This window comes from Pseudomonas sp. p99-361, assembly GCF_003935475.1.
GTDB classification, from domain to species: domain Bacteria; phylum Pseudomonadota; class Gammaproteobacteria; order Pseudomonadales; family Pseudomonadaceae; genus Aquipseudomonas; species Aquipseudomonas juntendi.
On the sequence record NZ_RHQO01000067.1, the window covers coordinates 1 to 25,401 of the forward strand.

Sequence of the window (25,401 nt, forward strand, 5' to 3'; positions counted from 1 at the left end):
GAACCATAGAATCTCCCACAGGTACTGCACAACCTTCAGGGCTGGCGCTTTCCCTGTGGGAGCCGGCTTGCCGGCGACAGGGCCTGGCCTGCTCAAGGTCAATCCCGCTTCGCTTGCCACCCGCTATGCTTGTTACATGGCCCCACTGCAAAAGGATTGCTGTCCATGTCCCCGTTTTTGTCCCTGTTCGTGCCGGTTTTTCTGTTCCTGCTGTTGCTGACCGTTGGCTTCAGCATGCGCGAACGCAGTATCGGTGTGCTGATGATGTGGATCGGCACCTTGGGCATCTTTGGCCTAACCTGCTGGAAGATCCTCGAGAAACTGCCGACATAAACCTCTACACTCGGGCAATCGTTTGACCTGAGGTAGATTTGCCAGTGCCTGCCCTTCTGCGTTTCCTGTCCCTACTGTTCTTGCTGTTCATCACCCCGGTGCAGGCAGCGGGCCTGCCCGGCCTGCTGGGCAGCAGCGCGCCCGCGCAGCCGGAGGCCACCGAGCCACTGGGCAAGTCGCTGGACGAGGTGATCAAGAACCTCGAGAACGACCAGCAACGGGCCAAGCTGCTGGCCGACCTGAAAAAACTGCGCGATGCCACCCGGCAAACTCAGCCCAGTGTCGAGCAAGGTGTGCTCGGCCTGATCGGCGGTGCGCTGAGTGACTTCGAAAAACAGTTCAGCGGCGATGCCAGCCCTTTCCACCGCTGGGCGGCGGAAATCGAACAGGCCCAGGTCGAGCTGACCGAACTGATGGTGCCGGTGCACCAGTGGCCGGCCATCCTGTTCGGCTTTGCCGCGGTGATTGCCGTGTGGAGCCTGCTGGCCTACTTCTTCAACTGGGTCGGCCACCGCATACGCCTGCGGTTTGGCCTGAGTGAAGAACTGCCGCAACACCCACGCACCTGGGACCTGGTGCGCTTTGCCTTGCGCAAGCTGGGCCCCTGGCTGGTGGCGCTGGTGTTCACCGTGTACCTGAGCTTCGTGCTGCCGCCGTCACTGGGCAAATCGCTGGCCATGGTGCTGGCCTACGCGCTGGTGGTGGGCACCTGCTTCTCGGCGGTGTGCGTCATCGCCTTTTCGCTGCTCGACGGCCCGCACCGCCACCGTGCCCTGCATATCCTGCGGCACCAGGCGTTCCGGCCGCTGTGGCTGATCGGCAGCTTCGCCGCCTTTGGCGAGGCCATGAGCGACCCGCGCCTGCTGGTGGCGTTGGGTACCCACCTGGCGCATGCGCTGGCAACCCTGGCCAATGTGATTGCCGCCCTGTGTACCGGGCTGTTCATCCTGCGCTTCCGCCGGCCGATTGCCCACCTGATCCGCAACCAGCCGCTGTCCCGGCGCCTGACCCGGCGCACGCTCAGCGACACCATCGAGATCCTTGGCAGCTTCTGGTTCATTCCCGCACTGATCCTGGTGGCGATTTCACTGTTCGCCACCTTCGTTTCTGCCGGTGACACCAGCACCGCGCTGCGCCAGTCGCTGATGTGCACGGTGCTGGTGGTGGTGTGCATGGTGCTCAATGGCCTGGTGCGGCGGCATGCAGCCAACCCCAAGCGGGCGGCCAAGCGCCAGGCGGTATATGCCGAACGCCTGCGCAACTTTGGCTACCTGCTGGTGCACATCCTTATCTGGCTGCTGTTCATCGAGCTGGGCTTGCGCGTGTGGGGCCTGTCGATGATCACCTTCGCCGAGGGCGACGGTCACGACATCAGCGTGCGCCTGCTGGGGCTGGCCGGCACGCTGATCGTCGCCTGGCTGGTGTGGATTCTGGCCGACACCGCCGTGCACCATGCCTTGGTACGTTCGCGCCGGGGGCTGGCCAATGCCCGCGCGCAAACCATGATGCCTTTGATCCGCAACGTGATGTTCGTGGTCATCTTCATCATTGCCGTAATCGTGGCCCTGGCCAACATGGGCATGAACGTCACCCCGCTGCTGGCCGGTGCCGGCGTGATTGGCCTGGCCATCGGCTTTGGCGCGCAGTCGCTGGTGGCCGACCTGATCACCGGGCTGTTCATCATCATCGAAGACTCGCTGGCCATCGACGACTACGTGGATGTCGGCGGCCACCTGGGCACCGTCGAGGGGCTGACCATTCGCACCGTGCGCCTGCGCGATATCGACGGCATCGTGCACACCATTCCGTTCAGCGAAATCAAGAGCATCAAGAACTACTCGCGGGAGTTCGGTTACGCGATCTTCCGGGTGGCGATCCCGCACAGCATGAACATCGACCAGGCCATCACGCTGATTCGCGAAGTCGGGCAAAAGCTGCGCAACGACCCACTGATGCGCCGCAATATCTGGTCGCCGCTGGAGCTGCAGGGGGTGGAAAGCTTCGAGTCGGGTTCGGCGGTGTTGCGGGCACGGTTCAAGACCGCGCCGATCAAGCAATGGGAAGTGTCGCGGGCGTTCAACCTGGCGCTGAAGCGGCAGCTGGACGAGGCCGGGCTGGATCTGGCGACGCCACGGTTGTCGGTACAGGTGGTGACCGCTGGGGGTGGTGGGATGGCGGAAACCGGTTCCTCCAGTTAGCGCCTCTTCGCGGGCTTGCCCGCTCCCACAGGGTAATCACAGTGTTCAAGGCCTGTGCAGTACCTGTAGGAGCGGGCAAGCCCGCGAAGCAGCCAACACCCTAGCCCGCCTGAGCACGAATACGAATGGCATCATGCCGCCAATACTCCAGGTCACAGTCGATCAGGTGCCCATACTGGTCACTGTTGACCCGGGTAATGTGCAGCCCCGGGCTCCCCGCCGATACTTTCAACGCCCCCGCCGCTTCGACCGGCAATGCCGTGGGCAGGATCTCGAAACACACCTGCCCATACTCGATGCCATACACCCGCCCATAAATCTCGGTCAGCGACTGCGCCAGGTCGTGCTCGAGGATGTCCGGAAAATACCGGGGGGCGAGGTAGTGCTCGGCATACAACACTGCCCGCCCATCAATGCGCCGCAATCGGCAGATGCGCACCACACTGGACAACGCCGGCAACTGCAGGCGCGCGCAGATGGCTGCCGGGGCTGGCTGCAGCCGCGCCGACAGCAGCTCGGTGCTGGCCACGCGCCCTTGGGCGCGCACCATGGCATGGAAGTGGCTGCGTTCGATCAGGTCGTAGGTCAGGCGCTGCGGCGCCACAAACCAGCCGCGCCGCTCTTCGCGGTAGATCAGGCCCTGGGCTTCAAGCTGCACCAGCGCTTCACGCAGGGTAATGCGCGTGGTGCCGAACAGCTCGCTCAGCCGGCGCTCGGCCGGCAACTTGCCGCCCGGTTCCAGCAAGCCGTGCTCGATCTGCTCCTGCAGGGCATGGCAGATGGCTGTTACCGCACGCGGGGGCGTCGACTGCATCAAAAGGTTACCTATCTGGACTAGTCCAGCCCCATAAAGGGGCCTGTGAAGATTAGTGCAGCCTAGGCAGGGCTGATGAATATCCTGTGACAAGCGCCTGCCGCGACCCTTGCCAGAAACGCGCCAAGGCCGCCCGACCGGTTGAATTCCGTGGTCTACGCTTTAGTCGCAGGGCCGTTGCCGGTGTACCCCTACATCAAATTGTCACGCAAGCGGCCTACCTTGGCTCAAGGTTTGCTGACCTAGACCAACGGTCACCAGACAACCCCTTCACTCCTAACAACGATCGCTACAGGCACCCATACCAAGGAGCTTCGGATGAAAAAGTTGTTCATGGCGTCACTGCTCGGTTCGGCCATTACCCTGTGCACCTCGGCGCTGGCCGCCGGCCCTGACCTCAAGGCGCTGGAAGACGCCGCCCGCAAGGAAGGCACCATCAACAGCGTGGGCATGCCCGATGCCTGGGCCAACTGGAAAGGCACCTGGGAAGACCTGGCCAGCAAATATGGCCTCAAGCACAGCGACACCGACATGAGCTCGGCGCAGGAGCTGGCCAAGTTCGAGGCCGAGAAAGACAACGCCAGCGCCGATATCGGTGACGTGGGCGCCGCCTTCGGCCCGATTGCAGTGGCCAAGGGTGTCAGCCAGCCGTACAAGCCCAGCACCTGGGACCAGGTGCCGGCATGGGCCAAGGATGAAGACGGCCACTGGGCACTGGCCTATACCGGCACCATCGCCTTCATCATCAACAAGGATCTGGTCAAGGAAGGCGAACGCCCGAAAACCTGGCACGACCTGGAGAAAGGCAAGTACAAGGTCGCTATCGGTGACGTGAGTACCGCTGCCCAGGCGGCCAATGGCGTGTTGGCCGCGGCGATCGCTTACAAGGGTGACGAGAGCAACCTGGCCCCAGGCCTGCAACTGTTTACCAAGCTGGCCCAGCAGAAACGCCTGTCCCTGGCGAACCCGACCATCCAGACCCTTGAAAAGGGTGAAGTTGAAGTGGGCGTGGTATGGGACTTCAACGGCCTGAGCTACCGCGAGCAGATCGACCCCAAGCGTTTTGAAGTGCTGATCCCGGCCGACGGCTCGGTGATTTCCGGCTACACCACCGTCATCAACAAATATGCCAAGCACCCCAACGCTGCCAAGCTGACCCGTGAATACATCTTCAGCGACGCCGGGCAGATCAACCTGGCCAAGGGGCATGCACGGCCGATCCGGGCCGAGCACATGAAGTTGCCGGAAGAAGTGCAGGCCAAACTGCTGCCCAATGAGCAATACAGTGCGGCCCAGCCGATCAAGAATGCCGAAGCCTGGGAAGCGACCTCGAAGAAGCTGCCGCAATTGTGGCAGGAGCAGGTGATCATCGAGATGGAATGAAGAAGCTTCAAGTAGCAAGCTGCAAGCTACAAGTGGAAGCCGGTGAGCGCCATGCCGGCTTCTTCTTGCAGCTTGCGGCTTGCAGCTTGCAACTTTCAGCTTTCAGCTAGAACCGCCTGCAGCTCATTGGGAGCCACCATGCAACACAACGTCATCCTGGTCCTGCTCGACGGCCTCAACTACCAGGTCGCCCACCATGCCATGGGCCACCTGCACGCTTATGTCGAGGCCGACCGCGCCGCGCTGTACCGCGTGGAATGCGAATTGCCATCGCTGTCACGGCCGTTGTACGAATGCATCCTCACCGGCGTAGCGCCCATCGACAGCGGTATCGTGCACAACGGCGTCAACCGCCTGTCCAACCAACGCAGCGTGTTCCACTACGCGCGCGAGGCCAACCTGGGCACGGCGGCAGCGGCCTATCACTGGATGAGCGAACTGTACAACCGCTCGCCTTTCGACCCGCAGCGCGACCGCCATACCCACGCCCCGAAGCTGCCGATCCAGCACGGGCTGTTCTATTGGGACGACCGTTACCCCGACTCACACCTGCTGGCCGACGGCGAGTACCTGCGCCGGCGGCACGCCCCGAACTTTCTGCTGTTGCACCCCATGAGCATCGATGATGTCGGCCACCACCATGGCCTGGACAGCAGCCAGTACCGCAATGCCGCGCGCAGCGTGGACATCCTGCTGGCCGACTACCTGCCAGGCTGGCTCGAAGAGGGCTACCAGGTACTGGTCACTGCCGACCACGGCATGAACAACGACCGCTCGCACAATGGCTTGCTCACCGAGGAACGCGAAGTGCCGCTGTTCGTCTTTGGCGAAGCCTTCAGCCTTGACCCGGCCGCCAAGCCACAGCAGACCGAGCTATGCGGCACCATCTGCGAGCTGCTGGGCGTGGCGCACGACAAAACGGTATGCAGGGAGTTGCTCAAGTGAACCGCAGCCGCTACATGGCCTTGCTGTGCCTACTGCCGTTCGCGGCGTTCTTCGTCATCTTCCAGATCGCCCCGCTGGCCTGGGTGGCGATCAACAGCTTGCAATCGGAGGCTGGATGGGGCCTGGCCAACTTCAGCAAGGTGTTCACCTCTAAGTTCTACCTGCAGGCGTTGCAACGCAGCCTGGAGATCAGCTTCTGGTCGAGCCTGTTCGGTATCGTCATCGCGACCCTCGGTGCCTATTCGCTGCGCCAGGTAGACTCGAGGCTGCGCGACTTCGTCAGCGCTTTCGCCAACATGACCAGCAACTTCGCCGGGGTGCCGCTGGCCTTTGCCTTCATCATCCTGCTCGGTTTCAACGGCGCACTGACCCTGCTGCTGAAGCAGATCGGCCTGCTGGAAGACTTCAGCATCTATTCCAGAAACGGCCTGATCCTGGTGTACACCTACTTCCAGATCCCGCTGGGCGTGCTGCTGCTGTACCCGGCATTCGACGCACTGCGCGAAGACTGGCGTGAATCGGCAGCACTGCTGGGCGCCAGCCACTGGCAGTTCTGGCGGCACATCGGCCTGCCGGTGCTGATCCCGGCCCTGCTGGGCACCTTCGTCATCCTGCTGGCCAATGCCCTTGGCGCGTACGCCACCGTGTACGCGCTGACCACTGGCAACTTCAACGTACTGCCGATCCGCATCGCTGGCCTGGTGGCCGGTGACATCAGCCTCGACCCCAACCTGGCCAGCGCGCTGGCAATGGTTCTGGTAGGGCTGATGACGCTGGTCACGGTGGTGCACCAATGGCTACTGAAACGGAGCTACCATGCGCGCTGAAACCCGTGCCGGCGGCTGGTACCACCGCGCCGTGGTGTACCTGCTGTTCCTGATTCTGCTGTTGCCCCTGGCCGGCACCCTGCTCTACTCGCTGGCTACCAGTTGGTCGGCCAGCCTGCTGCCCAGCGGCCTGACGTTCAAGTGGTACATCGCGCTGTGGAGCGAACCCCGCTTCCTGGCGGCGTTCGGCCAGTCGCTGCTGGTCTGCGTGGGGGCGCTGCTGCTGTCGGTGGTACTGATCCTGCCGCTGTTGTTCGTGGTCCACTACCATTTCCCCAGGCTGGACGGGCTGATGAACATCCTGATCCTGCTGCCCTTCGCGGTACCGCCGGTGGTGTCGTCGGTAGGGCTGCTGCAGCTGTACGGCAGCGGGCCGATGGCCATGGTCGGCACGCCGTGGATCCTGATCGGCTGCTACTTCACCATCGCCCTGCCGTTCATGTACCGGGCGATCACCAACAACCTGCAGGCCATTCACCTGCACGACCTGATGGACGCCGCCCAGCTGCTCGGCGCCAGCACCTGGCAAGCCGCACTGCTGGTGGTGCTGCCAAACCTGCGCAAGGGCCTGATGGTGGCGCTGTTGCTGTCGTTCTCGTTCCTGTTCGGGGAATTCGTGTTCGCCAACCTGCTGGTCGGCACCCGCTACGAGACCCTGCAGGTGTACCTGAACAACATGCGCAACAGCAGCGGCCACTTCAACAGCGCGCTGGTGATTTCCTACTTCGCCTTCGTGCTGGTACTGACCTGGGTTGCCAACCGCCTGAACAAGGACAAGACCTGACATGAGCTTCGTCAGCGTACAGCAATTACACAAGCGCTATGCCGGCAACCCGGTTTTCGAGAACATCGACTGCCACATCGAGCGCGGCGAATTCGTCACCCTGCTCGGCCCCTCCGGGTGCGGCAAGTCCACGCTGCTGCGTTGCATCGCCGGGCTCACCCCGGTGGACCGCGGGCAGATCCTGCTGGACGGCCACGACATCGTGCCGCTGAGCCCGCAGCAACGCGGCATCGGCATGGTGTTCCAGAGCTACGCGCTGTTCCCCAACATGACCGTGGAGCAGAACGTTGCCTTTGGCCTGCGCATGCAGAAGGTCAAGGCCGAGGAATGCCAGCGGCGCGTGCGCGAGGCACTGGACCTGGTCGAGCTGGGCACCTTTGCCGGGCGCTACCCGCACCAGTTGTCGGGCGGCCAGTGCCAGCGCGTGGCCTTGGCCCGCTCGCTGGTCACCCGGCCACGCCTGTTGCTGCTCGACGAGCCGCTGTCGGCACTGGATGCACGTATCCGCAAGCACCTGCGCGAGCAAATTCGCGCGATCCAGCGCGAACTGGGGCTGACGACCATCTTCGTCACCCACGACCAGGAAGAGGCGCTGACCATGTCTGACCGTATCTTCCTGATGAACCAGGGGCGCATTGTGCAAAGCGGCGATGCCGAAACCCTTTACACTGCGCCGGTGGACCTGTTTGCCGCAGGCTTTATCGGCAACTACAACCTGCTTGACGCCGACAGCGCCAGCCGCCTGCTGCAACGCCCGATAGCCTGCCGCCTGGCGATCCGCCCGGAATCCATCACCTTGGGCCTGGCGGGTGAGCGCGACGCCGAGGTACGCAGCCATAGCCTGCTGGGCAACGTGATCCGCTACCGCGTTCAAGTGCGTGGCGTGGAACTGGTGGTCGACGTACTCAACCGCTCACCGGCCGACCTGCATGCAGACGGGCAACGGGTGAGCCTGTCGATCGACCCCACGGCGCTACGCGAAGTGGCCTAAGGAGATGCAACACGATGGCATTGGCAATTTTCGATCTGGACGAAACCCTGATCCACGGCGACTGCGCGTCGCTGTGGAGTGAACAGATGGCCCGGTTGGGCTGGGTCGATGGCAAGGAATTCCTGCGCCGCGACCATGAGCTGATGGAAGCGTACGGCAAAGGCCACCTGCAGATGGAGGACTACATGGCCTTCAGCCTGGAGCCGATTGCCGGGCGCACTTTGGAAGAGGTCGAGCACCTGGTGGAGCCGTGGGTTGAAGAGGTGATCGAGCCAATCATCTACGGCGACGCCTGCCGCTGCATTGCCGAGCACCGCAAGCGCGGTGACCGCATTCTGATCATTTCGGCTTCAGGCACGCACCTGGTCGGGCCGATTGCGGCGCGCCTGGGCATAGATGAATACCTGGCGATCGAGCTGGAGGCGGTGAACGGGGTGTATACCGGCAACACCCATGGGGTACTGACCTACCGCGAGGGCAAGATTACCCGGCTGTTGGAATGGCTGGACCAGGAGCAGGAGAACCTGGAGGGGGCGAGCTTCTATTCCGATTCGAGGAATGACCTGCCGTTGTTGTTGAAGGTGGATCACCCGTATGCGGTGAACCCGGATGGGGTGTTGCGCGAGCACGCCGAGAAGAATGGCTGGCCTATCTTGAGTTGGACTTGAGGGACATGGGGGCGCTTCGCGACACAAGGCCGCGCCTACAGGCAAATGCAAGCTCCTGTAGGAGCGGCCTTGTGTCGCGATGGGCTGCCCAGCAGCCCCGGCAACCTCAAGCCAGGCTCGGGTCGATCACCATCACCAACTTGCCCGACACCTGGTTGGTCTCCAGCTCGGCATACGCCGCCTGGGCGAACTCCACAGGGTAGGTATCGACCAGTTGCGGCGACAGGCGCCCTTCGCTGAACAGCGGCCACACCTGCTGCTGCAACTCGCGCAGCAGCTCGGCCTTGAAGCTGTCATCACGGTTGCGCAGGGTAGAACCGGTGATCCCCAGGCGCTTGCCCAGTACCTGAGCCAAGTCCAGCTCGAACGTGCGGCCGCCCATCAGGCCGATGATCACCCAGCGCCCGTCACGGGCCAGCAGTTTGAGGTTGAGTTCACCATAGCTGGCCCCCACCGGGTCAAGAATCACGTCGAACGGGCCCAGCCCTTCCAGTGCGTCGAGGTTCTGGTTACGCACCACGCCACCTGCTGCGCCCAAGGCCTGGCAATAGGCCAGGCGGTCCGCCGAGCCGACGCTGACCCAGACCGGGCTGCCAAACGCCTTGCACAGCTGAATGGCTGCCGAGCCGACGCCGCTGGCACCGGCGTGCACCAGGACCTTCTCGCCCGCCTTCAGCGCACCAAGCTGGAAGATGTTCAGCCAGGCAGTGGCGTACACCTCCGGCAGTGCAGCGGCTTCATGCAGGCCAAGGCCTTCGGGCACCGGCAGTACGTGGCGGGCGTCGACCACCACTTCCTCGGCCATGGCACCGCTGGCCAGCAGCGCGCAGACCCGATCACCCACGCGCCAGGCTGCGCCAGCGCCCACTTCTTCGACCACCCCGGAGCACTCCAGCCCCATGTACGGGCTGGCACCTGGCGGCGGTGGGTACAAACCTTTCATCTGCAGCAAATCGGCGCGGTTCAACCCCGCCGCAGCCACGCGGATGCGCACTTGGCCCGCGTCACAGGTCGGGCGTTCGGCCTCGACCCAGGTCACATGTCCGTCAACGCCTTGCAATGCCTTCACAGTGCCTCCATAGTTGAATCATATGACCGAGCCTGGGATCGTTGTGCCCAGGCTTTTTGCAGTATGCGCCCGGCTCTTCTGGAACCGGCGAACGGAAAAGACGGCCTACTATGCGTGATCAATTGCCCCCACGTCGAATCAGCATGAAGCATTTCCTCCCAAGCACCGCCCTGGCCATGATGATCGGCCTGGGCAGCCTCGCGCTCGGCGGCAATGCAGCGGCCGCCAACAAATGGGACAGCCTGCAACCCGACCGCGACGAGATCGTCGCCAGCCTCAATGTGGTGGAGTTGCTCAAGCGCCACCATTACAGCAAGCCGCCACTGGATGACGCCCGTTCGGTCATCATCTATGACAGCTACATCAAGCTGCTGGACCCGGCGCGCAGCTACTTCACCGCGGCCGATATCGCCGAATTCGACAAGTGGAAAACGCAATTCGACGATTTCCTCAAAAGCGGCAACCTCGACCCGGGCTTCACCATCTACAAGCGCTACCTCGACCGCGTCAAGCAACGCCTGGACTTCGCCCTGGCCGAGCTGAACAAGGGCGTGGACAAAATGGACTTCACCACCAAGGAAACCTTGCTGATCGACCGCAAGGACGCGCCATGGCTGAAGGACCAGGCCGCGCTTGACGACCTGTGGCGCAAACGCGTGAAAGACGAAGTGCTGCGCCAGAAGATCGCCGGCAAAGAGCCCAAGCAGATCCAGGAAACCCTGACCAAGCGCTACAAGAACCAGCTCGCGCGCCTGGACCAGACCCGTGCCGAAGATATCTTCCAGGCCTACATCAACACCTTCGCCCAGTCCTACGACCCGCATACCAACTACCTGTCGCCTGACAACGCGGAAAACTTCGACATCAACATGAGCCTGTCGCTGGAAGGTATCGGCGCAGTGCTGCAAAGCGACAACGACCAGGTCAAGATCGTGCGCCTGGTGCCGGCCGGCCCGGCAGCCAAGACCAAGCAGGTGGCACCGGCAGACAAGATCATCGGTGTCGCCCAGGGCAACAAGGAAATGGTCGACGTGGTCGGCTGGCGCCTGGATGAAGTGGTCAAGCTGATCCGCGGCCCGAAAGGCTCGGTGGTGCGCCTGGAAGTCATCCCGGCCAGCAACGCACCGAGCGATCAGACCAGCAAGATCGTGTCGATCACCCGCGAAGCGGTGAAGCTGGAAGAGCAGGCGGCGAAGAAGTCTGTGCTCAAGCTCAAGCAGGACGGGCGTGACTACAAGCTGGGCATCATCGAGATCCCGGCCTTCTACCTGGACTTCAAGGCCTACCGCGCCGGCGACCCGGAGTACAAGAGCACCACGCGTGACGTGAAGAAACTGCTCACCGAGCTGCAGAAAGAAAAAGTCGACGGCGTGGTCATCGACCTGCGCAACAACGGCGGCGGCTCGTTGCAGGAAGCCACCGAACTGACCAGCCTGTTCATCGAGAAAGGCCCGACGGTGCTGGTGCGCAACAGCGATGGCCGGGTCGACGTGCTGGAAGACGAAAACCCCGGTGCCTTCTACAAAGGGCCGCTGGCGCTGCTGGTCAACCGCCTCTCGGCATCGGCCTCGGAGATTTTCGCCGGTGCCATGCAGGACTACCACCGCGCGTTGATCATTGGCGGCCAGACCTTCGGCAAGGGCACCGTGCAGACCATCCAGCCGCTCAACCATGGCGAGCTGAAGCTGACACTGGCGAAGTTCTACCGGGTATCCGGGCAGAGCACCCAGCATCAGGGCGTACTGCCGGACATCGACTACCCATCGATCATCGACACCAAGGAAATCGGCGAAAGCGCCCTGCCCGAGGCCATGCCGTGGGACACCATCCGCCCGGTGGTCAAGCCCGCTGCCGACCCGTTCAAACCGTTCCTGGCGCAGCTCAAGGCCCAGCATGAGGCACGTAGCGACAAGGATGCCGAGTTCACCTACATCCGCGACCGCCTGGCCCTGACCCAGAAGCTGATGAACGAGAAAACCGTCAGCCTCAACGAGCAGGACCGCCGTGCCCGCCACGACGAGATCGAGGCGAAACAACTGGCGCTGGAAAACACCCGCCGCAAGGCCAAGGGTGAAGAGCCACTCAAAGAGCTGAAGAAAGAGGACGAAGACGCGCTGCCGGCCGAGGATGAAAACACCAAGCCGGAAGACGACGCCTACCTGGCAGAAACCGGTCGCATCCTGATCGACTACCTCAGCGCCAGCAGCAAAGTGGCCAAGAAGTAAGGCCGCTGGCTGTCGCGACATAACAAGGGCCGGGCATGCAAATGCCCGGCCCTTTCATTTTGTGCCTGCCTGGATAAAACCCGGTGCAGCTGGCGATCAGGCGCTTTCGGGGTAGCTGTATTCGAACACCCGCACCACTTCGGAAGCATGCCACGACGCGGCCTCCATACCGTCGATCGGGCCGGAGAAGCGCCCCAGGCGCTCTACGCATTCGAAAAAGCCGGTACGCGGCAAGCGGCTGGCGCCCTGGCTGATGACCAACGAACTGCGCAGCGGTTGCTCGGCACGCGCGTCCAGCACCGCCAGGTATTCCAGCGCAGCGGTGAGTGTCTGCATGGCCGGGCTGGGCAATTGCAAGCGCTCGATCAGCGCTCTGTAAGTCAGCAAGTGACGTTGACGGCGGGCCAGGTCAAGCTCGCCCAGCAGGTTGTCCCAATGCTGACGGCTGATCCTGACCTGGCTCATGATGGCTCGCTCCAGCCTGCGACCCCCAGGTGCCAGGCCAGGGCACGGCGGATGGCGGCATCCGGGTGGCGTTCGCCTGATTCGATCATGGCTAGGTAGGCCGGGCTGACCCCAACAGTGCGCGCCAGTTGCTCAGGCGCGATGCCCTTGGCCTGGCGGATCTGTGCAACTTCACTGAACGCCGGCAGCGCTGCAACGGCTGCGGCTGGAGCCGGCTCGCAGGCACCGGCCTCGGCAGGTGCCTGCCCTGCAGCCTGCAGCAGCGCCTGGTACTGCTCCCAGGGAACCACGGCGTACTCGGGCTGACCGTCGCGGCTGATGACCTGAATACCCATTACAAACCCCTTCAACAAGGATTACAGCATGCAATCCATACGGCCTATCTGGGGGAGCCGGCATAGGCGTTGCAATACAGCGCGGCAACCCTGCCCTCTCATCCAACCGGATGACAGCCAATAGCGAACAGCAATCGGGCTGCTCCCCTTCTGTTATATCTCATTGTAAGAGATTTCCAGCAGGCGTGCTTGAGAGCGGACATCGTCAGACGAGGTCGGCCCCCAATGAATGTCACCGCCAGTTTGCAATCGCTGAAGCACCCACAGAATCAGAGAACAAGTATCAAGATGGATCGTTGACTTCCCTGATCGGAGCGCCGATACATTGATTGAAGACGAGCTCCAAAGCCTGGTCATTGCCTTGAAAAGACTCGATATTCGCCGCTACCCACTGCTCCTGGCCAACCCGTCCCCAGGTAATCTCGAAACCAGCGTTCACGACTAGCCATTCAAACAGAACACGCTGAGCCCGACCATTACCTTCACGGAAGGGATGAGCGACATTCAATGTTCCATACGATTGAGCAACGGAAACCACGAGCGAATCACGAGAGTAGCCTTCAAACCAGCCCGCCCGCGCCATTCTGGAAAACTCTTTCGCTACCTCTGGCTCGATACGGTCCGGTACACAGAAGTGGCTATGGCCCTTGCTGATCTTTACGGATCGAGTTTCGACAGCCCAACTGTAGATACTGGAAAACAGACAGCGGTGAATTCGTTTTAATGTACCTAGATCGTATGGAGGCCCTTCGAACTCCAGCTGCGATGCCGCTACCTGGGTGAGGTAACGCTCAGCTTCCGTCAGATCCTCTGCATTGCGCAGATTGAGAAGGTTCTTCAGGACGTCCGTGTCAGGGTAGCAATCAGGGTCTTGATAGACCCCATACTTGTCGACACTCAAGCCTTGAGTTGCCGCACGGCTTCGCGTGCAGCAGCACGGGCAGGCAACTTCGCTTTGCCGTCGTCTGGCGGCACGATAAAGCCTTCAAGGCGCAGGCTGTTTTCGAAATTCGCAGTGCGATGCTTGGCGAACCACGCTTTTTTGGCGTGCAGGCTTAGCTTGTCCATGGACGAGTCTCTAATGTCTGTAGGTGTCATTGTAGCCGACAGACTCCAAGCCAGGCCAGCTACCCAAAAGTTCGGTTTTACCGGGTATTGCGCTCCAGGCGCAGTGCTTCCGGTGTCGCGGGCAGCCGCTCGACCACGCGTAGCCGCTCGGGTGCCTGGCTGTCGCGCCAGGCTCTGAAGCGGGCCAGTTCGTCGGCCACGGTTTTCAGTACCCAGCCCAGCACTGCGATGTCGTCGAGGAACCCGACGCCCAGCAACCAGTCGGGGATAGCGTCGATGGGGCTGACGAAATACAGCAGGCCAGCGACGATGGTCACCAGCGCCTTGGGGCTGATGGCGCGGTATTCGCCGCGCCACCATGCCAGGCACAGCGACTGCAGCAATTTCACGTCGTCACGCAACTGGCCAAGGCGTGGGCCTTTGCGCGCCACGGCGAACAGCAAGGCCGGCAACCGGCCGCGGCTGAGCAGGCGCTCGGCCAAGGGCAGGAAACGGGCGAAATTCCAGGGTGCGCTCATGGAACCTCCGAGAGGGAAAAGGTTATCCACATTTATTGTGGATAACCTTGTGAACAGGCCACAGTTTCTGACCCTGGGTGCCTGCCAGGCAAGGGCCCCGGTCAGATCGGGCGTTTTTTACACAGTCGTTACAGGCTGTTGCTACCAGCGCCGCGAGCGACTTGCGTCAGAAGCGTCCTACTTCTTCACGCTGCATTTCCTCGGACAGTATCAGCAGTGGCAGGTTCGTCCAAGCAGCTAAAACGAAAACGCCCCGTAAAGACGGGGCGTTTTCGGCAAACAGCCAGTATTACTTGGCAGGGGCTTCGGCAGGCGCTTCAGCGGGGGCTTCAGCGTCCGGCTCAGCGCCTTGCAGCTGGGCCGGGTCCTTGATGGCGATCAGTTCAAGATCGAACACCAGTACCGAGTTGGCCGGGATCAGCGGGCTTGGGCTTTGTGCACCGTAGGCCAGTTCAGCCGGGATGAACAGCTTGTATTTCTCGCCAACGTGCATCAGCTGCAGGCCTTCGACCCAACCCGGGATGACGCCGCTCACCGGCAGGTCGATGGGGCTGCCGCGCTCGACGGAGCTGTCGAAGACCTTGCCATCGATCAGCTTGCCTTCGTAGTGTACAGTCACCACGTCGGTCGGCTTGGGCTGCGGGCCGTCGGCTTTCTTGATCACTTCGTACTGCAGGCCCGAAGCGGTGGTGACGACACCCGGCTTCTTGGCGTTTTCCTCAAGGAACTTCTTGCCGGCAGAGGCGGCTTCTTCGCTGGCCTTGGCCAGGCGCTCTTCGGCACGTTTCTGCAGCGAGGTGAAGGCCTCTACCAGCTCTTCATCCTTGATACGCTGTTCTTTCTTGCCAACGGCGTCTTCGATACCGAGGGCGACTGCTTTGGAATCAAGGTCTTCCATGCCTTCCTGAGCCAGGCTCTTGCCCATGTTCAGGCCGATTCCGTAGGAGGCTTTCTGCGCCGGGGTCTTCAGCTCGGGGCTGCTGGCCTGTTGATCACAGCCAGCCAGTACCAGGCCAACCAGGGCAACCGCAGCCGCCAAACGATGCTGTTTCATGTCATTTCCTTGTTCATGCGCCATAAGGGCAATCAGGGTAGAAGCCGCGAGCTTATCAGGCGTCCCCAACCCATGGCTACCGGCATAAGAGCCAACAAACAGGGAATAGTTCCACAGCCTCGCGCACGGCAGAAAAGCCTTGCGGCTGCCGGTTCCACCTCAAGGCGCTGAGCGCCCTGCTGACAGCGCCGGCTCAGGGGTAAACGCCCTCGCGGTACTGCCCGGCCACTTCGCGCAGCACCTCACACACCCACTGTCCCGGCAGGCTTTGCGGCAGGGCCGCATTGCGACAGATGCCCACCGAGCCACCGGGTTCACGCACACCCAGGTCAAGCTCGACCAGCTCGCCACGGCGCAGGTCGAGCAGCACGGCATCGCGCGGCGCCACCCACACGCCGTCACTGCTCAGCAGGTAGCGCCGGCTCAACGCCAGGGACAGCGTTTCCAGGCGCTGCGCCGGCATCTGGATGCCGCATTGCACGAACAGGCTGTCGGCATGCTGGCGGATGGTGGTACCCGCAGGCGGCAAGACCAAGGGGTAACGCCCTACCTGGCCGCGCTCCACGGGGGTGCGGGCCAGCAGTGGGTGACCTGGGCGTACCACCAGGCTCATCGACTCGCTGTACAGGTGCTCGAACGACAAACCCTGGATTTGCGGGCTGTCGGTCATGCGCCCGACCACCAGCTCCAGTTCCCCCAGGTGCAGTTGGCCAAGCAGCTGTGCGCTGACCCCGGTGACTACCCGGATCACCAGCGCCTCATGGCGCTGATGCAGGCGGCACAGCACTTCGGGCATGAGCAGGCCCTCGACCGTGGACAACACGCCGATGCGGACCTGCGACGGCGCCCGTGCCTCGCCGCGCAGGCTGCTGACGCCATCGCGCAGAGCTTGCACGCTGGGCCCGGCATAGCGCATGAAGCGCGTACCGGCCGGCGTCAGCTCGACCCCTTGGCGGCTGCGCGCGAACAGCCGGGTTTCCAGCAGGTCTTCGAGCTCCTTGAGGGTCTTGGAGATCGCTGGCTGACTGATGGCGAGCACGTTGGCAGCCCTGGCCAGGCTGCCCTGCCGGGCAATCTCCAGAAAGCACAGCAGGTGGCGGTACTTGATGCGGGTGTCGAGGTTCATGCCGGCAAGCTTACCGCATCGCCACCTGTAGCGTATCCGGGTCGCGCTGCCTGTTCGGGCCTCTTCGCGGGCTCGCCCGCTCCCACAGATTCATCGCAGGGCTTGAGGGCTGCGCTGTACCTGTAGGAGCGGGCAAGCCCGCGAAAGGGCCGGCACTGGCAATACACGAGAATCAGGCCACAGCCAGTTCCACCGCGTCACCCTTCAACCGCACCGGCCACACCCGCAAGCGCTGCCCGCTGTCCTCCAGGCATTCCCCAGTGTGCAGGCTGAAATGCTGCTTGTACAAAGGCGCCGCCACCACCAGCTCACCCTGCACGCTCCCCACCAAGCCGCGGCCGATGATGTTGGCCCCGGAGCGTGGGTCACGGTTGTCCACCGCGTACAGCGCCTGGGCTTGGCCAGGCAGATAGAACAGCGCGACCTGGGCACCGTCGAGCCACACCACCACACCGGAGTCGGCCACCAGGTCTTGCGCCCGGCACACGGCCTGCCAGTTCTCGCGTTTGTTCACAGCAGCATTGGACAGCATCATCAGACAGCCTCCTCGACAGTGGGGATCAGGTGCAGCGGCGCGGCAGGCCGGCGTTGTTCGCGTTCACGCACGAAGTGCACGTCCGGGTCGGCGCGCTGGTCGTTGACAAAGGTCCGGAAGCGCTTGAGCTTCTCAGGGTCGTTCAGGGCGTTGGCCCATTCGCACTGATACTGGTCGACCACATGCTGCATCTGCGCTTCCAGTTCGCTGGCCAGGCCCAGGCTGTCGTCGATGACCACCTGTTTCAGGTAGTCCAGCCCGCCCTCGAGGTTTTCACGCCACACCGAAGTGCGCTGCAGCTTGTCGGCGGTGCGGATATAGAACATCAGCACGCGGTCGATCAGGCGTACCAGGGTTTCGTCGTCCAGGTCGGTGGCAAACAGTTCGGCATGCCGCGGGCGCATGCCGCCGTTACCGCACACGTACAGGTTCCAGCCCTTGTCGGTGGCGATCACGCCAATGTCCTTGCTCTGGGCCTCGGCACATTCGCGGGTGCAGCCAGACACGGCGAATTTGAGCTTGTGCGGGCTGCGCAGGCCCTTGTAGCGGTCTTCCAGGCGCAGGGCCATGGCCACGCTGTCCTGCACGCCGTAGCGGCACCAGGTACTGCCCACGCACGACTTCACCGTGCGGGTCGATTTGCCGTAGGCATGGCCTGTTTCGAAACCGGCCTCGATCAACTCCCCCCAGATGAGCGGCAATTCGTGCAGCTGGGCGCCGAACAGGTCGATGCGCTGGCCGCCGGTGATCTTGGTGTACAGGTCGTACTTCTTGGCCACCTGGCCAATCACGATGAGTTTGTCCGGGGTGATTTCACCCCCCGGAATACGCGGCACCACTGAGTAGGTGCCGTTTTTCTGCATATTGGCCATGAAGGTGTCGTTGGTATCCTGCAGCGGCACCAGCGCCGGGTCCATGATCGGCTGGTTCCAGCAGGAGGCAAGGATGTTGCCCACCGCCGGCTTGCAGATGTCACAGCCGGTGTGGCCCTTGCCGTGACGGGCGAGCAGTTCGCTGAAGGTGCGGATGCCCTCCACCCGCACCATGGCGTAGAGTTCTTGCCGGGTGTAGGCGAAGTGCTCGCACAGGCTTTTGTCCACCGCTACACCGCGGGCCGTCAGTTCATGCTCGAAGACTTGCTTGAGCAAGGCCGCGCAGCCGCCACAGCCGGTTGCCGCCTTGGTGCAGCCCTTGACCGCAGCCAGGTCGCTGCAGCCGCTGTCGACGGCGGCACAGACTGCACCCTTGCTGACGTTATGGCAGGAGCAGATGGTGGCGCTGTCGGGCAAGGCGTCGGCCCCCAGCGCTGGTGCTGCGCCGCCTTGCGGCAGGATCAGCGCGGCAGGGTCGGCCGGCAGGGCAATACCATTCTGGGCATACTGCAGCAAGGTGTCGTAATAGCTGTTGTCGCCAACCAGTACCGCACCCAGCACATGCTTGCCGCTGGCATCCACCACCAGCCGCCGGTAGGCGCTGTTGGCTTCGTCGATGAAGCGGTAGCTGCGTGCACCGGGCGTAGCACCGTGGGCATCACCGATCGAACCGACGTCCACCCCCAGCAGCTTGAGCTTGGTCGACATGTCGGCACCGCTGAACGGCACCGGTGCCTCGCCGCAGAGCAATGCCGCCAGGTTGCGCGCCATGCTGTAGCCGGGCGCGACCAGGCCGAACACGCTGCCGTTCCACGATGCACATTCACCGATGGCAAAGATGCGCGGGTCACTGCTGCGGCAGTGCTCGTCGATCACCACCCCGCCGCGTGGGGCGATGTCCAGGCCGCAGGCACGGCCAAGGGCATCTTGTGGGCGAATGCCAGCGGAGAACACGATCAGGTCGGTTTCCAGGTATTGGCCACCGTCGAAGTTCATGCGGTAACGGTAGGCGTCGCCCTGGCTGATCGACTGGGTGGCACGCGACAGGTGCACCCCCACGCCCAGCGCTTCGATCTGTGCCTTGAGCGCTGCGCCGCCCTCGCCATCCAGCTGCACCGGCATCAGCCGTGGCGCGAACTCCACCACGTGGGCTTCCAGGCCGAGCGACTTGAGGGCGTTGGCTGCTTCCAGCCCCAGCAGGCCACCCCCCACCACCACACCACGGCGGGCGCTGGCGGCGGCAGCGCGAATGCCATCGAGGTCGTCGAGGGTACGGTAGACCAGGCGGGCATCACCGCTGGAGCCCTCGATCGGCGGCACAAAGGGGTAGGAACCGGTCGCCAGGACCAGTTGGTCGTAGCCGTAGCGGCCTTGAGCGGTAACCACCTCGCCCCGCTCGCGATCGATCTGCAGGACCGCTTCGCCAAGGTGCAGGTACACGCCGCTGGCGGCGTAGAAGTCGTGCTCGCACAGGGCCAGGGTTTCGGCACAGCTACCGCCAAAGTACTCGGACAGGTGCACTCGGTCGTAGGCGCGCTGGCGCTCCTCGCCGAACACCCGTACCTCGAACTGCTGCAGGGCGCCGCGGCTGACCAGTTGTTCGACACAGTGGTGGCCGACCATGCCGTTGCCGACGATGACCAGTCGCTCTCGTTGCCCGCTGCTCGCTGTTGCCTTCATAAGCCGATCCTCGATCAAAAAAAAAGCGCCTGGAGCCGAAGCTCCAGGCGCCTTTGCCTGTATTCATCACGGTAGGGGGCCCGGTTGATCGCCGTTGATCAGTGGGCTTTGTTGTTACATGGGCTAAGCAGGGAGTGTGCCAAGCCCGTTGCCGGGGGTGGACACGTTACGCGCAAACCCGCGCCTGCACGGGCCTGCACAGCGTTCCAGGCCTTTGCAGCAGCGGGCTCGCTCGCCCGCCACCCGGCACCGGCTGCGCACATTCACAGTGCACTGCAGCCCATCGCGGTGCACATCAGTACACGTCACGCCGGTAGCGCCGGGCCTGGTTCAGGCCGTCGACGTAGGCATCAGCCGCCGCCGCATCCATGCCGCCATGCTCGGCGACAATCGCCCGCAAGGCCGCGTCCACATCCCTGGCCATGCGCTGGGCATCACCGCAGACATAGAAGTACGCCCCGGCCTGCAACCATTGCCACAGCTGCGCACCGTGCTCGAGCATGCGCGTCTGCACGTAGATCTTTTGCGCTTGGTCACGCGAGAACGCCGTGTCCAGCCGCAGGTGCCCCGTGGCTTGCCAGGCCTGCAATTGCGCCTGGTAATAAAAGTCGCTCGCAGCGTGCTGCTCGCCGAAGAACAGCCAGTTCGGCCCGCTGGCGCCGCGCGCTTCGCGCTCTTCAAGGAACGCCCGAAACGGCGCAATGCCAGTGCCAGGGCCGACCATGATCAACGGCACACCATCGTCCTCAGGCAGGCGGAAGTGCTTCGACACCTGCGGGAAGATCCCCACCTTCAACGCCTGTGCCCGGTCGGCCAGGAAGCTGGAGCACACACCGTTGCGATCACCGTAGCGCACCGTGGAAACGGTCAGGTGGACCTGTTGCGGGTGCGCCAGTGGGCTGGAACTGATCGAGTACAGCCGTGGCTGCAACGGCTTGAGCAACGCGAGCCAACTGGCCAGTGGCAGTTGCTGCGGGAAGGCGCGCAACACATCGACCAGTTGCCGGCCCCACAACCACGCTTGCAGTTCGGCCTTGCACTCAGGCTGCAGCAGGCGCTGCAGGTCGGGGGCATTAGCGGCGAACACCTGCAGTTGCTGTGGGGTGACCTTGGCGATTTCCAGGTGTGCCTGCAGGGCTTCGGCCAGCGGCATGGCGGGCTGGCCCTTCAATTCCACCAGCGCCTGGCCGTCGAGTTGCATCAGCGCCAGCAGTTCTGCGACCAGCGCCGGACAATTGCGTGGCCATACCCCCAGGGCGTCGCCGGCGGCGTAGGTGAAACCGCTGCCACTGAGGTCGAAGACCAACTGGCGGGTTTCCTTGCTGGCACCGGGGCCGTTGAGCAGGCGGTTTTCCAGCAGGGTAGCCGCCCAGGGCTGCTGCTTGGTGTAAGCCGCCACGGGTGCCGCTGCGCCGGCCGGCTGTGCCGCGGCGGTGCTGCCCAGGCTTGGCAGCAGCACCTCCAGCCAGCCGGCAAACGCTTCGTCGAAGTCGGGCTCGCACTCCACCCGTTGCAGCAGGCGCCGGCCGCCCAGCTCGGCCAGCCGCTGGTCCAGCTTGCGGCCAAAACCACAGAACTGCTCATAACTGGAGTCGCCCAAGGCCAGCACGGCATACGGCAGCTCAGCACAGTGGCCGCCCTCCTCACCCTGCAACGCCTGCCAGAAGTTCGCGGCACTGTCGGGGGCCTCGCCATCACCGAACGTGCTGGTAATGAACACCACGCTGGCAGCACCGCGCAGTTGGCTGGGGCGGGTCGCCTGCATGCAACTGAGCTGCACCTGCAGGCCTGCGCCGCGCAGGCGTTCGGCGCAGCGCTCGGCCAGCACTTCGCAGTTGCCGGTCTGCGAAGCCCATACCACCTGGTGCAGCGGCTGGGCTGGCGCCGCGGCCGGTGCCTGGGCCGGGGTCGCGAACAGCCCGGCCAGCAAGCCGTCAACGAACATACGCCGGCTGGCCGGCAGCGGCGCACTGGCCGGCAGGCTGGGCACAGCGTCGGCGCGCGCCTGGGCCAGCCCCAGCAGAAAACCTTGCAGATAGTGGCGCTCGTCTTCGGCCAGCACCGGGGCCGGCAAGGTGTCCAGGCCTAACAGGCGGGACAAGGTGGCGGTCGGCATGCTGGCAGGCTCGGCAACGGAGGTGTGCAGTTCAAGGGCATCGATACGCTCGCCGGCAACCCGCTGCAGGGCCACGGCGCAGTGCTTGAATGCGGGCTGCAACGACAGTGGGTCGAGCGCATCGCAGGTGACGGCATTGATGGCCAGCTGCTCACCGAACAGGTCGTTCCAGTGAAACGGCGCAAAGCAGTTGCCTGGCATGACCCGGTCGCTGATACGCGCCGGGAGCACGGCCTGGCCACGCCGCGAGCGAACGGCCACCTGGTCTTTCTCGGCAATGCCCAAACGGGCGGCATCTTCCGGGTGGATTTCAACGAACGGGCCGGGCTCTAGCTTGTTCAGCGCCGGTACCTTGCCGGTCTTGGTCAGGGTATGCCAGTGGTGCTGCACGCGGCCGGTGTTGAGCACCAGGGGGTAGGCGTCATCTGGCAACTCAGCGGCGGGCAACCAGGGCCGGGCGAAGAAGCGAGCCTTGCCACTGGCCGTGGGGAAGGCGATAGCCGGCCGCTGCCCTTGGTCATCGAGCAGCAGCGCCTGGCTGCTGCCATCGTTCAGGTAACGCAGCGGGCTGCGGTGCTGCTCGCGCCCCGGGGCGCTGGGCCACTGCCGGGGTTGCTGACGCAGGTCGGCATAGCTGATGCCACGCAGGTCATAGCCGGTGGCCGGGTTGTGAAAGCGGCGAATTTCCTCATACACCGCCTCGGCGTTCGGGTAATCGAAGGCCTCGCCATAGCCCATCGCGCAGGCCACACGGGCGATGATCTGCCAGTCCGGCAGACTTTGCCCGGGCGGCTCGACAGCGCGGGGCATCAGGGTCAGGTTGCGTTCGCTGTTGATCATCACGCCCTCGCCTTCGGCCCACAGCGCAGCAGGCAGCAGGATATCGGCGTAACGGTTGGTTTCGGTGTCGAGGAAGGCGTCCTGGGCGATCACCAGGTCGGCCTGGCGCAAGCCGTCGAGCACCTGCTGGCGGTTGGCGACACTGGCAACCGGGTTGCTGCAGATGATCCAGCAGGCTTTCACCTCGCCGGCCTTGAGTTGCTCGAACAGGGCCACCGTTCCCTCGCCGGCTTCGCTGCGCAGGCTACCGGGTGGCAGTTGCCACTGCTGTTCGACGAAGGCACGGTCGGCCGCCACCAGCGCCGAGCGCTGGCCGGGCAAGCCGGGCCCCATGTAGCCCATTTCGCGGCCGCCCATGGCATTGGGCTGGCCGGTCAACGAGAACGGCCCGCTGCCAGGGCGGCAAATGGCACCGGTGGCCAGGTGCAGGTTGCAGATGGCATTGCTGTGCCAAGTGCCATGAATGCTCTGGTTCAGCCCCATGGTCCAGCAGCTCATCCAGTTGCCGGCGCTGCCGATCCATTGCGCGGCCTTGACGATGTCGGCCTCGGCCAGCCCGGTGATGGCGGCCACCCGTTCGGGGCTGTAGTCATCGAGCAAGGCGGGCATGTCGTCCCAGCCTTCGGTATGGCGGGCGATGAAGTCCGGTTGGGTGTGGCCATTGCGATGCAGCAGGTGCAGCAGGCCATTGAGCAAGGCCATGTCGCTGCCGGGGCGCAGCTGCAGGAACAGGTCGGCCTTGTCGGCCGTGGCGCTGCGCCGGGGATCGACGACGATCAGTTTGGCCCCCGCCTTGACCCGGTCGAGCAGGCGCAGGAACAGGATCGGGTGGCAGTCAGCCATGTTCGAACCGATCACCAGAAACACATCGGCGTGCTCGAAATCCTCGTAGCTGCCAGGCGGGCCGTCGGCGCCTAGCGACAGCTTGTAGCCGCTGCCGGCACTGGCCATGCACAAGCGCGAATTGGACTCGATGTGGCGGGTGCGAATGAAACCCTTGGCCAGCTTGTTGGCCAGGTACTGGGCCTCCAGCGACATCTGCCCGGACACGTAGAGCGCTACGGCGTCTGGCCCATGCTGGTCGATGATGCCACGCAGGCGCTTAGCACTCTCGGCAATGGCCTGGTCCATGTTGGCGCGCACCGGCGGCTGGTTGCGTTGCTGGCGCAGGTAGGCGTCTTCCATGCGCCCGGCCGCCGTCAGCGGCAAGTGGGCGGTGAGGCCCTTGGTGCACAGCCGGCCGTAGTTGCTGGGGTGCTGCTTGTCGCCGCTGATCTTGCCGACCTTGCCATCGGCAACGCTCATGACGATGCCGCAACCAACCCCGCAATACGGGCATACGCTGCGCACTTCGTTATTGACCATGGGCGGGCTCCTGTGGAAACGCAAAAAGGCGCCGGCTGCCCCGGCCTGCAGCAGCAAGCGGGGGCAACACGGCGCCTTTGTCGTGAGAATGTGCGGGCTGTCGACGTTGATGGCCCGGGATGGGAGGTAGCCAGCAATTAGTGGGCCAGCTGGAGCAGACGCTTCTACCACGCCCGCGCTCTGGCGTACCGTGCGCACCCTGCGCACCATGCGGTGGCAACTTCACACCCGCTGGCGCTATGCTGGGGCAAATTCCAGCATGAGCAACCGCCCTTTCCCCATGCCCCAGGTGATCCTCAAGACCCCCGCCCAACTCGAGCTGATGCGCCGGGCCGGCCAGTTGCTGGCCCAGGTATTCGCTGACCTCGACAATTTCATCCGCCCCGGCGTGACCACCCTGCAAATCAACGACCGCGCCGAAGCCTACATTGTCGAAACGCTCAAGGCCCGGCCTGCGAGCAAGGGCCAGTACGGGTTCCCCTACTCGCTCAATACGTCGGTGGACCATGTGGTGTGCCATGGCATGCCCAAAGCCGACGAGGTGCTTGAGGAAGGCTCGATCGTCAACGTCGACATTACCCTGGAACAGGGCGGCTACATCGCCGACGCCTCGAAGATGTACTGCATTGGCACGATCAGCGACGAGGCCCGCCGCCTGGTCGACACCACCTATGCAGCGCTGTGGAAAGGCATCGAGCAGGTGCGCCCTGGGGCCACGCTGGGTGACATCGGCCACGCCGTGCAGGCCCATGCCGAGGCCGCGGGCTACAGCGTGGTGCGCGAATACTGTGGGCATGGTATCGGCCAGCAGATGCATGAAGCACCGGAGGTGTTGCACGTGGGCCAGCGCGGCATGGGCATGAAGCTCAAGCCAGGCATGGTTTTCACCATCGAACCGATGATCAACCAGGGTGGGCGCGGCACGCGCGAACTGAAAGATGGCTGGACGGTGGTTACCCGCGACCACAGCTTGTCGGCGCAGTGGGAGCACACGGTGGCGGTGACGGACGACGGTTTCGAAGTGCTGACGTTGCGTGAAGAAGAACGCTGGGGCTGAAACTGAAGCGCTCTGCGGGCTCTTGAAGCATACAGGCACAAAAAAAGCGACCCTAGGGTCGCTTTCTTTGTAACTTCCGGGTGTTCAGTGGGCCCTGGAAGTTGAATATGGCGCAGCGGACGGGACTCGAACC

At 63.6% G+C, this 25,401-nt stretch carries 22 protein-coding genes; 10 read left to right on the forward strand and 12 right to left on the reverse strand.

The window, feature by feature from the left end; genetic code table 11:
* Positions 1 to 165 precede the first annotated feature (165 nt).
* Positions 166 to 333, forward strand: coding sequence for a hypothetical protein (locus EGJ22_RS26210; RefSeq protein ID WP_009686254.1), 168 nt, complete (start codon positions 166 to 168; stop codon positions 331 to 333).
* Positions 334 to 377: 44 nt separating this feature from the next.
* Positions 378 to 2,531: a mechanosensitive ion channel family protein gene (locus EGJ22_RS21520; protein ID WP_009686253.1), complete on the forward strand. Its 2,154-nt coding sequence runs from the start codon at positions 378 to 380 to the stop codon at positions 2,529 to 2,531.
* A 100-nt stretch (positions 2,532 to 2,631) separates the two neighbouring features.
* Here the strand turns inward: EGJ22_RS21520 and EGJ22_RS21530 are convergent, their stop codons facing one another.
* Positions 2,632 to 3,345 carry a UTRA domain-containing protein gene (locus EGJ22_RS21530; RefSeq protein WP_009686252.1) on the reverse strand — a complete coding sequence of 238 codons (714 nt, stop codon included), beginning with the start codon at positions 3,343 to 3,345 and terminating at the stop codon, positions 2,632 to 2,634.
* Positions 3,346 to 3,663: 318 nt separating this feature from the next.
* Between EGJ22_RS21530 and EGJ22_RS21535 the strand changes: the two genes are divergently transcribed.
* From EGJ22_RS21535 to EGJ22_RS21560, 6 genes are all read left to right on the forward strand, one after another.
* Positions 3,664 to 4,728, forward strand: coding sequence for an ABC transporter substrate-binding protein (locus EGJ22_RS21535; RefSeq protein ID WP_125920392.1), 1,065 nt, complete (start codon positions 3,664 to 3,666; stop codon positions 4,726 to 4,728).
* A gap of 138 nt (positions 4,729 to 4,866) precedes the next feature.
* Entirely contained in the window at positions 4,867 to 5,673 is an 807-nt protein-coding gene (locus EGJ22_RS21540; protein ID WP_009686249.1) for an alkaline phosphatase family protein, read from the forward strand.
* Complete coding sequence (locus tag EGJ22_RS21545) at positions 5,652 to 6,500, forward strand: ABC transporter permease subunit (protein WP_125920393.1); 849 nt, start codon at positions 5,652 to 5,654, stop codon at positions 6,498 to 6,500. Before EGJ22_RS21540 ends, EGJ22_RS21545 begins: the two co-directional genes overlap by 22 nt.
* The gene (locus tag EGJ22_RS21550) at positions 6,490 to 7,284 is read left to right on the forward strand and encodes an ABC transporter permease (RefSeq protein ID WP_009686246.1); all 795 of its coding nucleotides are present in this window, start codon (positions 6,490 to 6,492) and stop codon (positions 7,282 to 7,284) included. The genes EGJ22_RS21545 and EGJ22_RS21550 overlap by 11 nt, the downstream gene beginning before the upstream one ends.
* Before the next feature lies 1 nt (position 7,285).
* A complete protein-coding gene (locus tag EGJ22_RS21555; protein WP_009686245.1) occupies positions 7,286 to 8,275 on the forward strand; it encodes an ABC transporter ATP-binding protein in 990 nt (329 codons plus the stop codon).
* Between the two features lie 14 nt (positions 8,276 to 8,289).
* Positions 8,290 to 8,943 (forward strand): HAD family phosphatase, encoded by a 654-nt coding sequence (locus tag EGJ22_RS21560; protein ID WP_009686244.1) that lies wholly within the window; start codon positions 8,290 to 8,292, stop codon positions 8,941 to 8,943.
* A gap of 106 nt (positions 8,944 to 9,049) precedes the next feature.
* Here EGJ22_RS21560 and EGJ22_RS21565 read toward each other — a convergent pair whose 3' ends face one another.
* Entirely contained in the window at positions 9,050 to 10,012 is a 963-nt protein-coding gene (locus EGJ22_RS21565; protein WP_009686243.1) for an NAD(P)H-quinone oxidoreductase, read from the reverse strand.
* Between the two features lie 143 nt (positions 10,013 to 10,155).
* Between EGJ22_RS21565 and EGJ22_RS21570 the strand changes: the two genes are divergently transcribed.
* Positions 10,156 to 12,237, forward strand: a complete 2,082-nt coding sequence (locus EGJ22_RS21570) for a carboxy terminal-processing peptidase (RefSeq protein WP_165944151.1) — start codon at positions 10,156 to 10,158, stop codon at positions 12,235 to 12,237.
* A gap of 96 nt (positions 12,238 to 12,333) precedes the next feature.
* On the opposite strand, the gene EGJ22_RS21575 is transcribed toward EGJ22_RS21570, so the two are convergent.
* The 10 genes from EGJ22_RS21575 to EGJ22_RS21620 form a co-directional block, all read right to left on the reverse strand.
* A complete protein-coding gene (locus tag EGJ22_RS21575; RefSeq protein ID WP_009686241.1) occupies positions 12,334 to 12,702 on the reverse strand; it encodes a hypothetical protein in 369 nt (122 codons plus the stop codon).
* Positions 12,699 to 13,037: a helix-turn-helix transcriptional regulator gene (locus EGJ22_RS21580; RefSeq protein WP_125920394.1), complete on the reverse strand. Its 339-nt coding sequence runs from the start codon at positions 13,035 to 13,037 to the stop codon at positions 12,699 to 12,701. The genes EGJ22_RS21575 and EGJ22_RS21580 overlap by 4 nt, the downstream gene beginning before the upstream one ends.
* 283 nt (positions 13,038 to 13,320) lie before the next feature.
* Entirely contained in the window at positions 13,321 to 13,938 is a 618-nt protein-coding gene (locus EGJ22_RS21585; protein WP_125920395.1) for a Fic family protein, read from the reverse strand.
* Positions 13,935 to 14,105 carry a YhfG family protein gene (locus tag EGJ22_RS21590; RefSeq protein WP_009686237.1) on the reverse strand — a complete coding sequence of 57 codons (171 nt, stop codon included), beginning with the start codon at positions 14,103 to 14,105 and terminating at the stop codon, positions 13,935 to 13,937. The genes EGJ22_RS21585 and EGJ22_RS21590 overlap by 4 nt, the downstream gene beginning before the upstream one ends.
* A gap of 77 nt (positions 14,106 to 14,182) precedes the next feature.
* Entirely contained in the window at positions 14,183 to 14,623 is a 441-nt protein-coding gene (locus EGJ22_RS21595; protein ID WP_029885873.1) for a YkvA family protein, read from the reverse strand.
* 289 nt (positions 14,624 to 14,912) lie between these two features.
* The gene (locus tag EGJ22_RS21600) at positions 14,913 to 15,677 is read right to left on the reverse strand and encodes an FKBP-type peptidyl-prolyl cis-trans isomerase (protein ID WP_009686235.1); all 765 of its coding nucleotides are present in this window, start codon (positions 15,675 to 15,677) and stop codon (positions 14,913 to 14,915) included.
* Between the two features lie 193 nt (positions 15,678 to 15,870).
* Complete coding sequence (gene pcaQ, locus EGJ22_RS21605; protein WP_009686234.1) at positions 15,871 to 16,803, reverse strand: pca operon transcription factor PcaQ; 933 nt, start codon at positions 16,801 to 16,803, stop codon at positions 15,871 to 15,873.
* Positions 16,804 to 16,975: 172 nt separating this feature from the next.
* Entirely contained in the window at positions 16,976 to 17,338 is a 363-nt protein-coding gene (nirD, locus tag EGJ22_RS21610; RefSeq protein WP_054890372.1) for a nitrite reductase small subunit NirD, read from the reverse strand.
* A complete protein-coding gene (gene nirB / locus EGJ22_RS21615; RefSeq protein WP_125920396.1) occupies positions 17,338 to 19,890 on the reverse strand; it encodes a nitrite reductase large subunit NirB in 2,553 nt (850 codons plus the stop codon). Before nirB ends, nirD begins: the two co-directional genes overlap by 1 nt.
* A gap of 295 nt (positions 19,891 to 20,185) precedes the next feature.
* Positions 20,186 to 24,211 carry a bifunctional nitrate reductase/sulfite reductase flavoprotein subunit alpha gene (locus EGJ22_RS21620; RefSeq protein ID WP_125920397.1) on the reverse strand — a complete coding sequence of 1,342 codons (4,026 nt, stop codon included), beginning with the start codon at positions 24,209 to 24,211 and terminating at the stop codon, positions 20,186 to 20,188.
* A 208-nt stretch (positions 24,212 to 24,419) separates the two neighbouring features.
* Here EGJ22_RS21620 and map point away from each other — a divergent pair, with 208 nt between their 5' ends.
* Positions 24,420 to 25,268 carry a type I methionyl aminopeptidase gene (gene map, locus EGJ22_RS21625; protein ID WP_033691076.1) on the forward strand — a complete coding sequence of 283 codons (849 nt, stop codon included), beginning with the start codon at positions 24,420 to 24,422 and terminating at the stop codon, positions 25,266 to 25,268.
* Positions 25,269 to 25,401: the final 133 nt, after the last annotated feature.

Excerpts from the sequence above, each read along its gene's own strand:
- EGJ22_RS26210 (WP_009686254.1), top strand. The coding sequence starts at position 166 with ATGTCCCCGTTTTTGTCCCTGTTCGTGCCGGTTTTTCTGTTCCTGCTG.
- EGJ22_RS21530 (WP_009686252.1), bottom strand. The coding sequence starts at position 3,345 with ATGCAGTCGACGCCCCCGCGTGCGGTAACAGCCATCTGCCATGCCCTG.
- EGJ22_RS21535 (WP_125920392.1), top strand. The coding sequence starts at position 3,664 with ATGAAAAAGTTGTTCATGGCGTCACTGCTCGGTTCGGCCATTACCCTG.
- EGJ22_RS21540 (WP_009686249.1), top strand. The coding sequence starts at position 4,867 with ATGCAACACAACGTCATCCTGGTCCTGCTCGACGGCCTCAACTACCAG.
- EGJ22_RS21545 (WP_125920393.1), top strand. The coding sequence starts at position 5,652 with ATGCAGGGAGTTGCTCAAGTGAACCGCAGCCGCTACATGGCCTTGCTG.
- EGJ22_RS21550 (WP_009686246.1), top strand. The coding sequence starts at position 6,490 with ATGCGCGCTGAAACCCGTGCCGGCGGCTGGTACCACCGCGCCGTGGTG.
- EGJ22_RS21555 (WP_009686245.1), top strand. The coding sequence starts at position 7,286 with ATGAGCTTCGTCAGCGTACAGCAATTACACAAGCGCTATGCCGGCAAC.
- EGJ22_RS21560 (WP_009686244.1), top strand. The coding sequence starts at position 8,290 with ATGGCATTGGCAATTTTCGATCTGGACGAAACCCTGATCCACGGCGAC.
- EGJ22_RS21570 (WP_165944151.1), top strand. The coding sequence starts at position 10,156 with ATGAAGCATTTCCTCCCAAGCACCGCCCTGGCCATGATGATCGGCCTG.
- EGJ22_RS21575 (WP_009686241.1), bottom strand. The coding sequence starts at position 12,702 with ATGAGCCAGGTCAGGATCAGCCGTCAGCATTGGGACAACCTGCTGGGC.
- EGJ22_RS21580 (WP_125920394.1), bottom strand. The coding sequence starts at position 13,037 with ATGGGTATTCAGGTCATCAGCCGCGACGGTCAGCCCGAGTACGCCGTG.
- EGJ22_RS21590 (WP_009686237.1), bottom strand. The coding sequence starts at position 14,105 with ATGGACAAGCTAAGCCTGCACGCCAAAAAAGCGTGGTTCGCCAAGCAT.
- EGJ22_RS21595 (WP_029885873.1), bottom strand. The coding sequence starts at position 14,623 with ATGAGCGCACCCTGGAATTTCGCCCGTTTCCTGCCCTTGGCCGAGCGC.
- EGJ22_RS21600 (WP_009686235.1), bottom strand. The coding sequence starts at position 15,677 with ATGAAACAGCATCGTTTGGCGGCTGCGGTTGCCCTGGTTGGCCTGGTA.
- pcaQ (WP_009686234.1), bottom strand. The coding sequence starts at position 16,803 with ATGAACCTCGACACCCGCATCAAGTACCGCCACCTGCTGTGCTTTCTG.
- nirD (WP_054890372.1), bottom strand. The coding sequence starts at position 17,338 with ATGATGCTGTCCAATGCTGCTGTGAACAAACGCGAGAACTGGCAGGCC.
- nirB (WP_125920396.1), bottom strand. The coding sequence starts at position 19,890 with ATGAAGGCAACAGCGAGCAGCGGGCAACGAGAGCGACTGGTCATCGTC.
- EGJ22_RS21620 (WP_125920397.1), bottom strand. The coding sequence starts at position 24,211 with ATGGTCAATAACGAAGTGCGCAGCGTATGCCCGTATTGCGGGGTTGGT.
- map (WP_033691076.1), top strand. The coding sequence starts at position 24,420 with ATGCGGTGGCAACTTCACACCCGCTGGCGCTATGCTGGGGCAAATTCC.